General features: G+C 44.9%; 12 protein-coding genes. 6 read left to right on the top strand and 6 right to left on the bottom strand.

Going from position 1 to position 12,277, the window contains the following annotated elements:
• Nucleotides 1–13 precede the first annotated feature (13 nt).
• Nucleotides 14–757 (bottom strand): TerC family protein, encoded by a 744-nt coding sequence (locus tag DP_RS01960; RefSeq protein ID WP_011187637.1) that lies wholly within the window; start codon nt 755–757, stop codon nt 14–16.
• A 314-nt stretch (nt 758–1,071) separates the two neighbouring features.
• Here DP_RS01960 and DP_RS01965 point away from each other — a divergent pair, with 314 nt between their 5' ends.
• Nucleotides 1,072–3,126, top strand: coding sequence for a CHASE4 domain-containing protein (locus DP_RS01965; RefSeq protein WP_162096622.1), 2,055 nt, complete (start codon nt 1,072–1,074; stop codon nt 3,124–3,126).
• A gap of 23 nt (nt 3,127–3,149) precedes the next feature.
• Here DP_RS01965 and DP_RS01970 read toward each other — a convergent pair whose 3' ends face one another.
• Complete coding sequence (locus DP_RS01970) at nt 3,150–4,436, bottom strand: citrate synthase (protein WP_011187639.1); 1,287 nt, start codon at nt 4,434–4,436, stop codon at nt 3,150–3,152.
• Between the two features lie 230 nt (nt 4,437–4,666).
• On the opposite strand from DP_RS01970, the gene DP_RS01975 reads away from it, so the two are divergent.
• The 4 genes from DP_RS01975 (at nt 4,667) to DP_RS01990 (ending at nt 6,910) form a co-directional block, all read left to right on the top strand.
• On the top strand, nt 4,667–4,918 hold the full coding sequence (locus DP_RS01975; RefSeq protein WP_011187640.1) for a hypothetical protein: 252 nt from the start codon (nt 4,667–4,669) through the stop codon (nt 4,916–4,918).
• A 101-nt stretch (nt 4,919–5,019) separates the two neighbouring features.
• Nucleotides 5,020–5,550 carry a M48 metallopeptidase family protein gene (locus DP_RS01980; RefSeq protein WP_011187641.1) on the top strand — a complete coding sequence of 177 codons (531 nt, stop codon included), beginning with the start codon at nt 5,020–5,022 and terminating at the stop codon, nt 5,548–5,550.
• Nucleotides 5,551–5,692: 142 nt separating this feature from the next.
• Nucleotides 5,693–6,115 (top strand): lipocalin-like domain-containing protein, encoded by a 423-nt coding sequence (locus DP_RS16500; protein WP_011187642.1) that lies wholly within the window; start codon nt 5,693–5,695, stop codon nt 6,113–6,115.
• 24 nt (nt 6,116–6,139) lie between these two features.
• Nucleotides 6,140–6,910, top strand: a complete 771-nt coding sequence (locus tag DP_RS01990; protein ID WP_011187643.1) for a DUF1835 domain-containing protein — start codon at nt 6,140–6,142, stop codon at nt 6,908–6,910.
• 730 nt (nt 6,911–7,640) lie between these two features.
• Here DP_RS01990 and DP_RS16505 read toward each other — a convergent pair.
• The gene (locus DP_RS16505) at nt 7,641–8,120 is read right to left on the bottom strand and encodes a hypothetical protein (protein ID WP_011187645.1); all 480 of its coding nucleotides are present in this window, start codon (nt 8,118–8,120) and stop codon (nt 7,641–7,643) included.
• 205 nt (nt 8,121–8,325) lie between these two features.
• Nucleotides 8,326–8,805, bottom strand: coding sequence for a hypothetical protein (locus DP_RS16510; RefSeq protein ID WP_011187646.1), 480 nt, complete (start codon nt 8,803–8,805; stop codon nt 8,326–8,328).
• A gap of 704 nt (nt 8,806–9,509) precedes the next feature.
• Here DP_RS16510 and DP_RS02005 point away from each other — a divergent pair.
• A complete protein-coding gene (locus DP_RS02005; RefSeq protein WP_011187647.1) occupies nt 9,510–10,793 on the top strand; it encodes an AAA family ATPase in 1,284 nt (427 codons plus the stop codon).
• Nucleotides 10,794–11,016: 223 nt separating this feature from the next.
• Here the strand turns inward: DP_RS02005 and DP_RS02010 are convergent, their stop codons facing one another.
• Both DP_RS02010 and DP_RS02015 read right to left on the bottom strand, forming a co-directional pair.
• Nucleotides 11,017–11,433, bottom strand: a complete 417-nt coding sequence (locus DP_RS02010) for a hypothetical protein (RefSeq protein ID WP_011187648.1) — start codon at nt 11,431–11,433, stop codon at nt 11,017–11,019.
• Between the two features lie 69 nt (nt 11,434–11,502).
• Nucleotides 11,503–12,105, bottom strand: coding sequence for a hypothetical protein (locus tag DP_RS02015; RefSeq protein ID WP_041278210.1), 603 nt, complete (start codon nt 12,103–12,105; stop codon nt 11,503–11,505).
• Nucleotides 12,106–12,277: the final 172 nt, after the last annotated feature.

A 12,277-nucleotide genomic window follows, 5' to 3' on the forward strand; every position in this document is an offset into this window, starting at 1 on the left:
TGTGAATAAATTCTCATTGTATTTTTTTATCAAGCTGAACCTTTTTAGAATCCTGATTTTTTCGGATTCTAATATTCAACATCTCAACACCCACCGAAAAGGCCATGGCAAAGTAGATATAGGCCTTGGCCACATGCATATCAAAACCTTCCCCCACCAAGGTGACCCCTATGAGAATAAGAAAGGAGAGGGCCAACATTTTGATGGTCGGATTCTTATCAATAAACTCGCCAATGGATTTTGCCGCAACCAGCATAACAGCCACGGAGAGAACAACGGCAATAACCATAATGGAGGTGTGCTGAACAAGGCCGACTGCGGTGATCACCGAATCGAGGGAAAAAATAACATCCAGGATACAAATTTGGGCCAGCACCGCCATAAATGTGCTTGTCGCCAGGACAGGCCCCTCCCTCTCTGCTACCTCCAAACTGCTGTGTATCTCCAGGGTAGATTTACCGAGAAGAAAGAGGCCACCGACAATGAGAATAATATCTCTACCGGAAAAATCATTACCCGCCAGGGAAAACCAGGGCTCTACCAAACTCATTACCCAAACAATAGAGAAGAGAAGGAGAAGCCTGGAGGCCATTGCCAGAAGGATACCCAACCGACGAGCCCTGTTTCTCTCCGATTCCGGCAGACGAGCCACCAAGATCGAAATAAAAATGATATTATCAATACCAAGAACAATTTCTAAGGCGACCAGGGTTACCAGCGCTATCCACCCCTGTGGAAGCACTATCCATTCAAACATATATCTCTCCTCTGCAGTATAAGCCTGATAAGTATAAAATCGGTTGCGCCAATAATCCTATCTCATAAATATTTTTTCCCGCCAAGCCCTCTGCCACAGCTAAGATAGCATGCTATGGCTAAAACAAAACTTCCCTTCACCTCTCGATACAAAGCATCCTCTTCCTCCAGAGAAGAAAAGGCAAGGCCTATTTGACATTCACTATTTCATAATCGTAGAGTGGAGTTACGCTCCTATCTTTATCATTTTTTAGCCAATGTACCATATCATATTTTGAACAGAATATTCTGCTCGCGCTCTTAATGGAGGCCAATTTGCGCAAAATAAACGCATCACCCTTCAGGGCAAAATTTATCGAAGCAATAGCACTGATAATCTCCAGTCTAGCATATGTTTTAATAATTTCCTGGACACTTAATCTCCGCATAATCCAACCGGCATTCCAACAGTTAGAAAAAAGACAAGGGCTAGAGGACATCGGCCGAGTTCGCGCCACCATCAAAAATGAATTCCCCAGCCTTACCCTCCTTACCCAAGATTGGGGCGACTGGGATGAGACCTACAAATTTAGCCAAAACCACAATCAAGAGTACCTTGAGGCGAATGTTCCCTCATTAACAACCCTCTCCAAATCAACCAAGATCGACTTCCTGGCGCTCTACGACCTGAACGCCATAGAACTCTTCAAAGGAGCTTATCATCCGGATATGGAACGTGAGGTTAACCTTCATAGCACTCCTTCCATAAGATCCCTGGTTGCATCGGTGCTTAAAACGAATAGAGAGAAAAAGGGCCTCTTTAAAACAGATGAGGGCTTACTGGCCTTAGTGGCCAGGCCGATACTCACATCGGAGGGAAGGGGGCCCAGCCACGGCGTTATCATCATGGGACGATTTCTCTCCCAGCTTCTGCTCAGCTCCGTTGGAAAAAAATGCCCTATTCCCTTCGAGCTATTTATTCAGGATGACAAGAGGTTATCAGCCCCGGAAAAGGCACTATTCGCCAAGCTCTCCGCAACAGCACCAAGGTTCACCCCGGTATTCCATCAGGGCTTTGTCTATCAGACCTACCCGGACATCGAAGAGGAGGCGGTATTACTCTTACGTACGCCCCTGCGTGACCATATCACCTCACTTGGCCGACAAACTGGCTATATTCTTCTGGCAACGCTTGGATCCATTGCCCTGGCATTATTAACTTTCCTGGCAGGATACAGAATGCAGCAAAAAATATCGGTACAGGAATTACAAGAAAGTGAAATACGATACAGGACCTTATTTGAAAATAAGCATACCATTATGCTCCTCGTCGACCCTGAGAGCAGGGCTATCACAGATGCCAATCCTGCCGCCTGCAACTATTATGGCTTTAACCATAAGAAGATGCTTAAGCTGAAGATTGATCAGATTAATGCCGTACCGACCGAGGACACCTGGGCCAGAATAGACCTTATTCGCCTCGGGAAACAAAAACACTTTATCACCAGACATAGCCAAGCTGACGGCACGATCCGTGATGTAGAGATCTATTGCGAACCCATAAGCCTCAATGGCAGGGCTCTGCTCTTTTCAATTGTCCATGATATCACCACACGTCTCCAGGCCGAGGTTGAACTGGCCCAACTGGAGGCACAAAGCCGACAGCTACACAAGAGTGAAGGCCTGAGCAGGATGGCCGGTGCTGTCGCCCACCTCTTTAATAACCAGCTCACCGTTGTCCTAGGCAACCTGGAAATGGTTATAGATGAAGAGGCAGAGGGCAGATCACGGGAGATGCTCATTATGGCAAAACAGGCAGCGCGCAGAGTTTCAGAGACAAGCGGCATGATGCTCACCTATCTCGGCCAACATTCAGAGACCCTGGAACCCTGTCCGCTCTCCGATATCTGTCAGCACTATCTGACAGAGCTTCAGGCCAATACCCCTAGCAATATTGCCATCCGGACAGATCTTATTTTTCCCAGTCCGCTCATCCATGGCAATGCCAAACAGCTCAAACAGGTTCTGTCCTACCTCACAACCAATAGCGCGGAGGCAATTGCCGAGGATTGGGGTGAAATTTCCCTGACAACATCCATTGTTGAGACTAGCGACATTCCTCAGGAATATCTTATACCAAGAGATATAACATTCACCTCAGGCACCCTGGCCTGTCTGCAAATCAGGGATACGGGCTGCGGAATGACAAAGAAGTCTCTGGAGAGAATATTCGACCCCTTCTTCACCACCCAGTTCCCCGGCAGGGGCTTAGGTCTTCCCGTCGTCCTCGGTATCATTCGCTCATGGGGCGGTTGGATCGGAGTGGAGAGCAAGCACAATCAGGGAAGCACCTTCCGCCTCTACCTGCCTCTGAGCAAAGGGAAGGAATGATTTATTGAGAGCGCCAAAAAAGCTTACCTCTCTTCAAGGGGGACAAAGGATCTCTCCTGCCTCCCCGTATAGACCTGACGTGGCCGGGTAATACGGAGGTTCTGGTCATGCAGTTCCCGCCAATTTGCTATCCAGCCGGGCATTCTACCAATGGCAAACATCACCGTGTACATCTCCGGAGGAATTCCTATTGCCCTGAGAAGAATGCCGCTATAGAAATCGACATTAGGGTAGAGTTTACGACTGATAAAGTACTCATCTTTCAGGGTTTTCTCCTCAAGCTCCAGGGCAATATCAAGCAGAGGATCGGATTTGTGCAGCTCTGCAAGTACCTCATAAACCCTCTTCTTGAGGATGCTGGCCCGGGGATCAAAATTTTTATAGACCCGATGGCCAAAGCCCATCAGTTTGTAATCGTTACTTTTATCCTTTGCCCTGTTGATATAATAGTCAATCTTCCGGCCCGAGGCCATAATCTCTTCCAGCATCTCTATCACGGCTGCATTGGCACCACCATGCAGGGGTCCCCAAAGGGCACATACCCCTGAGGCGACGGAACTAAACAGGTTCGCCCTGGAACTGGCCACTGTTCTCACCGTTGAGGTCGAGCAGTTCTGCTCATGATCGGCATGGAGTATCAGGAAAAGTGCCAAAGCCCTTTCGACAGCTGGACTGGGGATATATTCTTGAAAGGGCTCGGAAAACATCATATGCAGAAAATTTGCACAGTAAGTGAGATGGGGGTTTGGCTGATTAAAGGGTTTGCCGACAGACATCCGATAGGACCAGGCTGCTATGGTTCGAACCTTGGACAGGAGGAGGGCGGCAGTTCGATCAAAGCCATGCCCCTCTGAGTGTACCTCCAGAACACCGGGGTGGAAACAGGAGACCAGGTTAAGCATTGCCGAGAGAATCGCCATGGGAGGCGACGATTCGGGAAATCCGGAAAAGTAGTGATAGAGGCTTGTGTGCAGTGGCGCATGTTCTGCCAGGGCCCTGCGAAACCTGTTCAGGGTTTCTGCATCGGGAAGTTCACCATAGATAATCAGCGAGCATGTCTCCACAAAACTTGCCCTCTCCGCTATCTGCTCAATAGGGTAGCCACGATAACGCAGGATTCCTCTCTCACCATCAACATATGTGATATCAGAGAAGCAGGCACCAGTACTGCCAAAGCCTGGATCCATGGTGATATAGCCCGATTTAGCACGTAACGATTGAATATCAATACACCTCTCATCCTCCGTTCCACTGGTAACATCAAGTTCATAACTTGCACCGCCAACAGTCAGGGTTGCTTTTTCACTCATATTTTCCTCCGTTAAAGACGCTGCCCTGCAGCAATCTTAGGTTTGCCCCGCTATTCCTCTATTGAAGTGGCCTGAAAACAAGCAGAAACAGCATTTTGAGTAAAAAAAGCTGTTCCATACATTGTAGGTCAGTTATAAGATATTGTGTATGTAAATATTTTCCCTGACTCGTGATCGATCTGTATTTATCATGTTAATATGGCAATAAAAGGTAAAGAGGAGAGAAGAACATGTTTATGACTGCCACCAGAATCAAAAGAGAAGGCAAACCTTTGTTAAAACTCAACATCCATGAATATAACAAAGACGACATTCCATTCTTAGACAGCCTTGGCATTGACCAACTTGAAGGCGACTCGACAGAATGGAGATATATCCATATCCACAGCCAAAAAGATTTTCTCAGTACCCGTTCTGCAATCCTTGAGAGATACAGGATTCTGAAAGAAACAGGTCCAAGGGTCTTTCTGGAAGCGAAGTAGACAAAATGCCTCGCCCTTTTTTTATCTTGGTATTGCTCTTCATCTGTAGTAGTTCATAGCCAATCCAAGCCGCCATTTTCAATAATCAACCAGGTGATGCAGTGCAGGAATTACAATATTTACAGGGATATCCAGACCATATCACAGAGCAGGTCCAGCGCCTGATAGCAGAACAGAAATTAGATAAGCTCCTGCTGAAGAAATATCCAAAGCCGCATGAGATTCGGACAGACAAGGCTCTCTACCGCTATGTGATGGCAATAAAGAATAGTTCCATTCAGCAATCACAGCCCCTGAGCAAGATACTCTTTGACGCAAAAATCAAGATGCAACACCAGGCCCTGGGGGTGCATAAATTTATCTCACGGGTGCAGGGTGGTAAGCTCAAGGCTAAAAATGAGATCCGCATCGCCTCCACCTTCAGGAATACCCCGGAACCCCTTCTCCGCATGATTGTCGTCCATGAACTGGCCCATCTTAAAGAGAAAGAGCACAACAAGGCATTTTTCCAACTCTGCAAACATATAGAGCCTGAATACCATCAGCTCGAATTTGATATGCGCCTCTACCTGACCCAGGTCGATCTGGCCGGCCCCTTATATAAAAAGGAAGCACCCGCCAGCCCCATATGAATTTCCCTGCTCTTGCTGAAAAGGGCCCTCTCAGTAAACGGGAAAACGTCCTGGCCTCGTCAGCAGAAACGACGGGCGGTGGGATTTGCAGGCTTTTCCAGATAAGTCAAGGCGCCGAGCCAACATCTAAAAATGAAATGAAATGAAATTTATTTTCTCGATCGTTCTGGTACTTTTTCTAGCAATTGCAGGACTGGGCATATACAAATTCAACCTGCTTGAAGACGATATCTATATGTCCGCTGATGCAGTCAGGCACGAGGATATGATCGGAGGATGGGTTCGACCGATAGAAAGCATGCCCGGCGAAGTCGAAGGTTTTGAACTACGTCCCAATGGAGTTGCCGTTTCAATCAATATGGCCACTCTGCCCTACACCTCGTGGCAACTGCTGACAGGAAAGTTGATCCTCAAGGGTAGATCAGTGGGCAACGGTACTAGTTCTGTAATAACAGAGACTTACACCATCAACAGCGTGGGAAAAGCAAACATGTCTGTCATCGATGAACAGGGTCGAGATATCGTATTTGACCATCAGCCCCTCAAAGAGCCCAACAACCAATAAATCATTTGCCCAACCGGAGCTTACATGACACCTAATAATTTCATTGTACATCTCGTGCAAGGAGGAAGCGCCGGGGGGTGCCTACGTCTTGCCTGCAAGTCATTTGGTTTACCCGGCAGCGTTCATCTCATCCAGGATGATTTCAGTCATGGTCCCTTAAAAAATGGCCCTGCCCGTGAAAAATATCTACGTGATTGCTCCCGCGGATATGCAGATGAGGAGGAGGATGAGATTAATACCTTAGCCCCCTGGCTCTCACTCAGTGAAATATTGGACAAGGGGTCCATTAAGCAGGTATGTATCTGGGCTGGTGAAAACGCTGCCGAGAAAACGTTTTTAGAAATGGCATGCTGGTATCTTCGTAACTACGCTGGAACCATAATGCGGGTAGGGGCTACGGGATTGGAGCAGCTTCCCTATATTGCTCCCCAGAACCCGGAAACCCTGGTCAGACTATTTGCACAAGGTCAAATTTTAGAGAGGGCCGATCGCACCGTACTTGTTGAGAGTTTCATTCAGACAAGAGATGAGGAGAGCACCCTGAGGAGATGGGAAGCTGGAGAGATCATTTCAGTACCGGTAGATTACTATGACAGCCTGCTGATGGAGCGATGCTCCAGCCAATGGACATGGGCGGCCAAAATTGTCGGTGAGGCAATGGGGCGATGTGATGCTCACAATCTGCTCGGCGATGTCTTCCTGACGAGCCGGCTTCAATATCTGATCGACCAGGGCATGCTACAGTATAAGGGCGAACGGAAAAGCCTCCGAGACTATTGGCTCCGCTTGACCTAATAAAATACCTTGCCAGGTTTTTTTGCTATTTACGGCCTTGTTGCATAAATCATGAGGGAAGAAAATCATCTTCCCTCTACGCCATGCCATCTTAGCAAACAGCTTCTCGAACAGGCATTCCTAAAGCGCTAATCTTGTTCAAAGCTTTAATCACAGCTCTACCTGCTTGACCGTTGGTGATATCCTGTGCCTTTCAATTCACCTTAACTGTTTGGGCACGCCTGCTAACAGGTGTATCAAAAGCCCGGGGATCAATGACCATCAGGTCAAAAATTGAATTTAGAAAACCTTCAGCTCCTCTGAGAGAAAGACCGTAAATGGTTCCATCAAACAAATCATGCATCATCAGTGTGCTTGTGACTACGACCACGCTGTCCTGATGTACCAACTCTCAATCGCTTTCTTGTCCACCCAAAACGTCAACGCCGCTGCTTCAGCGCTCTGTTGTATTCAGGCCAATTTGTGCAACAAGGCCCCATGAACTTACTAACGGAATGATTAAGACGAGAATCCCCCATCCTTTCCACACAAACATAACTGATTCCAACTTCTTAAAATGTGTTTCAAAACTTAGTCTGTTGCACTTATTGTACTACTCCAGCCATATTGGCTTTGACATCACTCATTTTGATATTAATGGACGTCATACCTGATAATTTCAATTCAATTTTATTGTCTTGAATTACTCCTGTAAGCTTATCCACTTTTTTAACTGACTTTTACACGTAGTTTATTTAAAAGTAATACTTAAAATATCAGATGTATTAACTGGCAAGGTGCCATAAGCAGCTTTGACTGAAAACGTTTGATTTTGTAATGTCCCCGACAAAACATCGCCATTCTTAAATATAATCTTACATTCCCTTCCAATGGCATTGACATCACTTTGTTTAACATTAATGGGTGTCTTACCTGATAGTTTACGTTCGATTTTATTGTCTTGAATGACTGCTGGCTCGTCTAAAATAATATCTTCAATTTTTTTTACTTCCGAGCATGTTCCATCATTTTTATAGTTAGAGCACTTCCAATATGCATTATTCCACAAGACTTTTTCCGGATTCCACATGCGGTTCTTGTTGAAAACACATGTACAGGGTTCCTCATCAGCTTTTTCGCCAATCTTAGATGTTCCTAGCTTGTTGGAGGCCATTGCGGCGGTACTGGCCAAAACACATAGTATAACAAATAATAGCCCAATTTTTTTCATAGCACTTACCTCGTTTTTTAGATTCTAATTTTATCTTAATGCAAATTACACTTAGCATTAAAAACCGGACAGCCAAACCTTTTCCCTAAAGGATTTACAATAATGCGGCCTACCAATCGTCGAGGGGGACCAACAGCTAGCAACTTCTATTTGTGCAACAAGGCCGTAAGCATATCCCATTTTTTAACTGAATTTTACACGTAGTTTATTTAAAAGTAATACTTAAAATATCAGACGTATTAACTGGCAAGGTGCCATAAGTAGCTTTGACTGAAAACGTTTGATTTTGTAATGTCCCCGACAAAACATCGCCATTCTTAAATATAATCTTACAGTCCCTTCCAATGGCATTGACATCACTTTGTTTAACATTAACGGGTGTCTTACCTGATGATTTACGTTCGATTTTATTGTCTTGAATGACTGCTGGCTCGTCTAAAATAATATCTTCGATTTTTTTTACTTCCGAGCATGTTCCATCATTTTTATAGTTGGAGCACTTCCAATATGCATTATTCCACAAGACTTTTTCCGGATTCCACTGGCGGTTATTGTTGAAAACACATGTACAGGGTTCCTCATCAGATGGTCCACCAACCTTACTGGTTCCTTGCTTGTCGGAGGCCATTGCTACGGTACTGGCCAAAACACATAGTATAACAAATGATAGTCCAATTTTTTTCATAGCACTTACCTCGTTTTTTAGATTCTAATTTTATCTTAATGCAAATTACACTTAGCATTAAAAACCGGACAGCCAAACCTTTTCCCTAAAGGATTTACAATAATGCGGCCTATAGAAAACTGGCTGCGAACAAAAAACGGCTTTTTCAAAAAGGTGATATATTCACATTTCAATTACTTACCATACCCCGCCCCCCATTGCATTTCAAATGCATTGCCCCCATTTGCATACACGGGCATATGGGGCGGAATCAGCATGATATTGCTATACCGAATATGTGAAAACTTTTTATAGGGTTGCTCCATGGCAGATAATATCTCCAATACCAATTCAGGCATTGCCTAAAACACAAATTCCCCAAATCCCATGATCAGCCATTCTTTCAGGCTGATATCTCCGTCCAGATATGGATTACACAAATATTCATTTTACAAAGATTATGTATTGGGTCCCTGATGATTGTAAGAGATGAAAATAGCTGACTCCCCCACAACGATCTCACAATTTCCATTATCACCAGCGGGGATATATTTTCAGACTTACTCCCGACAGTCTCACCATAGAGCTGTATCCTTTTTGCCGAAGGGAAGGAGAGGGGGGAAAAAGAGAAAAAAAGCTTGATAACGACAAGACCTTCGAACTAATTTTGTCATTAGGGTAAGATTAGAAAATGGATCAACCACACTCACACCCAAGGATAGAATATGGAAGTACAAAGGTTTCAACTGCATAATATAGGCTGTTTTGAACAACTGGAAATTTTGCTCGCTCCCACAAAAGAGAACAACAGCAATATTACTGTATTTATTGGTAATAATGGTGCAGGCAAGACCTCATTATTAAAATCTTTGGCAACATCCCTAAGCTGGTTGGTCTCTCGCATTCGAAGCGAGGCGGGCAGTGGTAGCCCTATCCCAGAACTCGTTATCCAAAATAGCAAAAACTCCGCAGCGATTGATATTCAAGTTTCTGATAAAAATATCACTACCTCCTCTGCAAAAGATCTCTCTGCCCCCTCAACCTTTGAGTGGAGAATTGCCAAATCTCGAAAGGGACGAAAGGGAGAACATAAGAGCCTATTACAACAGGCGAGTCTCTTGGCAAACGCCTATCGCGATCGACTCTCGGCAGATGAACAAACGGCTTTACCGCTCATGGCTTTTTATTCTGTTGAGCGTGTTGTTATTGAAATACCTCTACGGATAAAGGGCAAGCATAGCTTTCTCCAGCTCGATGGATACGACAACTCACTACAGCAAGGAGTTGATTTCAAACGTTTCTTTGAGTGGTTCAGAAAAAGAGAGGATACAGAAAACGAATCGATTATCCCCCCTGAGATCTTGAAACAGCTACAGGAGCTTACAGAGGAAAACAGCAGCCTGCAACAGGAGTTACAAAAGCTGAATGCCTCAAACAGAGACCGACAGCTCACAGCAGTACGGACCGCCATCAGTAGCTTTATGCCCGGATTTACCAATCTGAGAGTACGAAGAAAACCACGCCTGCATATGGCCATCGACAAAGATGGAGACACCTTTGATGTAGCCCAACTTTCCCAGGGAGAAAAGTCTCTGATGACCCTGGTTGGTGATATTGCCCGACGTCTGGCCATGATGAATCCTGGACGGCAAAACCCTCTTGAAGGGGAGGGAATCATCCTCATCGATGAGGTTGATATGCATCTCCACCCGCGCTGGCAACGTACGGTCCTTGCCAATCTGAGCAAGACCTTCCCTCATTGTCAGTTTGTGGTAAGCACCCACTCACCACTGGTGGTGAGCGATATGGCCAACACCCTCTGCTACTCTTTGGACAATGGCATGCTAAAAGAGATTAAGGGGCTCTATGGTCAGGATGCCAATCAGGTGCTCACCATTGTGATGGACACGGCAAGTCGCTCCGAAGAGATACAGGAAAAACTGGATAGGGTGCTTGACTCTCTACAGGATGGGGACTTAGAGGGGCTAGCTGAAAGACAAGGAGCATAACAGGGCGTTTTCCCAATGTTATAAACAGGGCTAGTAACAGCTTAGATTCACATGCTCCTCCACTGCCTCAGGTCGATCTGGCAGGAGCCCTAGGTAAGAAATAGGGGTTTTACCTCAAAGAAAGGGGCTGAACAAAAAAAGGGCGCAATTCTGGGAATTGTGCCCTGAGTAGATGGTTGAGGTCGGCATCAACACTGAGTTGCCCCAGAATGCCTGTTAACTTTTAAAAATTCTGGTGAGAGGCTATCGCGGCAAAGAGCTTTTTGTAACTTACTTGGCTAGAAACATTGACTACCGTACCATTCACCATAGTAATACCGATATCATTTCTGTTTATTGAGTTGGTTGGCTTAAAATCACTGTCAAAATCAGCCTTCCATAACCAATTCACATCTACCCAATGTTCTATTTTTGCCATAGCACTGAAGTCATGACCTTCATAGGGCGTCACCACTGCACCCACAGAAATTATTCTATTTTTATTGTGATAGAGAAGAACAAGGTCACCTTTCTCAATTTTATCTACTTCACTGGCTTTTCCATAAAATGCTGCAGCCTTATTTTGTCTGAGCATGTATTTAAACGCATTGGGATTACCATTCTTGTCTTTACTATTTGTATTTACTAACCAAGTTTTCAAAATTTCACCTCTGCTCTGTAAAAGTTAACGCCAAATGTATGAAAAAGCTTAAAAACCAGCCTATTTTTTTTATTCTGCCCCAAGCAAGGCAATAGCGGCCTGTAGACGCACATGCTCGTCCTCGCTTGCCAACAAATCACAAAGAACTTTTATTGCTTCATCCCGTATCCCTTTTACTTGACTATCTTCATCCTCAGGTCGCCGAAAATCATTGTTTATAAAGTCTTCTATAAGCATGTGGTGCTGAGAAATACTTGAGAGGGTCTTACGTGCCCCGGACAAAGATTTACGCACTGGCATAGGGAGATCTTTTCGAGAGACGGTCTTGAGATGTTTGACTAAAATGAAATGCGGATTTCCTTCTGGCGAGATCTCTTTTACAAGATTATACCGACAGGTCGTCTTAGTTTTAAAAATATGCACAAGTTTTTTATCTCTGATAGAGGGCGTTAAGACTAAAGCACCCTCTGGCATATGAACAAATATATCAACCATAGACACCGAGATAGCTGATATATCTGGATAACGACCCAACAAAGCCCTCTCTATTTCTGACCGATTTTCCCCAGTTAGATCCTTACCGCATGGCCAGCCTATACTGATGCAACCTTCTAAAAATTGTGCTTCCCGATTGATGCCGTCTGGTTTTGCTCTTAAAATTATTGCCTTCATAAAATCTCCTCTAAATTGATTTTCACAACCAAGGCCCCTCATGGTTCATAGTACCTCTAAAAGCGTCTTTTCGACTTCTATGAAACAACTGAACGAGAAACAATGCAAGCTTTTCTCAACCTCTTAGTTCTCCTGAGAAGGGAAAGTGAAGTTCTATGTACATGGTGACTTT

This window comes from Desulfotalea psychrophila LSv54 (genome assembly GCF_000025945.1).
GTDB lineage: Bacteria > Desulfobacterota > Desulfobulbia > Desulfobulbales > Desulfocapsaceae > Desulfotalea > Desulfotalea psychrophila.

Excerpts from the sequence above, each read along its gene's own strand:
- DP_RS16500 (WP_011187642.1), top strand. The coding sequence starts at position 5,693 with ATGAAATTTATTTTCTCGATCGTTCTGGTACTTTTTCTAGCAATTGCA.
- DP_RS02015 (WP_041278210.1), bottom strand. The coding sequence starts at position 12,105 with ATGAAGGCAATAATTTTAAGAGCAAAACCAGACGGCATCAATCGGGAA.
- DP_RS01975 (WP_011187640.1), top strand. The coding sequence starts at position 4,667 with ATGTTTATGACTGCCACCAGAATCAAAAGAGAAGGCAAACCTTTGTTA.
- DP_RS01970 (WP_011187639.1), bottom strand. The coding sequence starts at position 4,436 with ATGAGTGAAAAAGCAACCCTGACTGTTGGCGGTGCAAGTTATGAACTT.
- DP_RS01990 (WP_011187643.1), top strand. The coding sequence starts at position 6,140 with ATGACACCTAATAATTTCATTGTACATCTCGTGCAAGGAGGAAGCGCC.
- DP_RS16505 (WP_011187645.1), bottom strand. The coding sequence starts at position 8,120 with ATGAAAAAAATTGGGCTATTATTTGTTATACTATGTGTTTTGGCCAGT.
- DP_RS01960 (WP_011187637.1), bottom strand. The coding sequence starts at position 757 with ATGTTTGAATGGATAGTGCTTCCACAGGGGTGGATAGCGCTGGTAACC.
- DP_RS02005 (WP_011187647.1), top strand. The coding sequence starts at position 9,510 with ATGGAAGTACAAAGGTTTCAACTGCATAATATAGGCTGTTTTGAACAA.
- DP_RS16510 (WP_011187646.1), bottom strand. The coding sequence starts at position 8,805 with ATGAAAAAAATTGGACTATCATTTGTTATACTATGTGTTTTGGCCAGT.